This window comes from Candidatus Nanopusillus massiliensis (assembly GCF_920984865.1).
Map to the genome: position 1 here is coordinate 576,416 of NZ_OV100765.1, position 453 is coordinate 576,868.

Annotated in this window: 1 protein-coding gene; it reads left to right on the top strand. The window is 21.7% G+C overall.

Translation table 11 applies throughout. The annotated features are described in order from the left end of the window. The first annotated feature begins 190 nt into the window (after nt 1-190). Nucleotides 191-289, top strand: coding sequence for a nucleotide-binding protein (locus LUA84_RS05535; RefSeq protein ID WP_457913299.1), 99 nt, complete (start codon nt 191-193; stop codon nt 287-289). The last annotated feature ends 164 nt before the right edge of the window (nt 290-453 follow it).

Below are 453 nucleotides of genomic sequence, written 5' to 3' on the forward strand. Positions count from 1 at the left end.
AAAATATTATAAACTATTAAAAATTGCTTTAAATTCTGATGCAAGGATAATGAATGAATATAGAAAAAGTATGGTTATAAAATTTAGTATCATTAAGCCGGGAAGAATTTGAAATAAATATAAAAACATTAAAAGATATTGCAGAATCTGTTAAAAAATTTTCTATAAATTAGTGTAGTAAATATATATAATGGCAAAGGTATATACAATATCTTCTGGAAAAGGAGGTGTGGGAAAAACTTTCTTTTCTATAAACTTATCAAGAGCTCTCTCATTTATTAAATTTTAAAACATTGTTAATTGATTTTAACTTAAGTACACCAAATGTATCAATAAATCTTGGATTAGNTAATTGAAAATAACAATATACATAAATTTTTAAGAGGAGAAATTGATATAAAAGACTGTATAAAGGAATATAAAGAAAATTTTTATAAAATTCCTGGAAGTTTA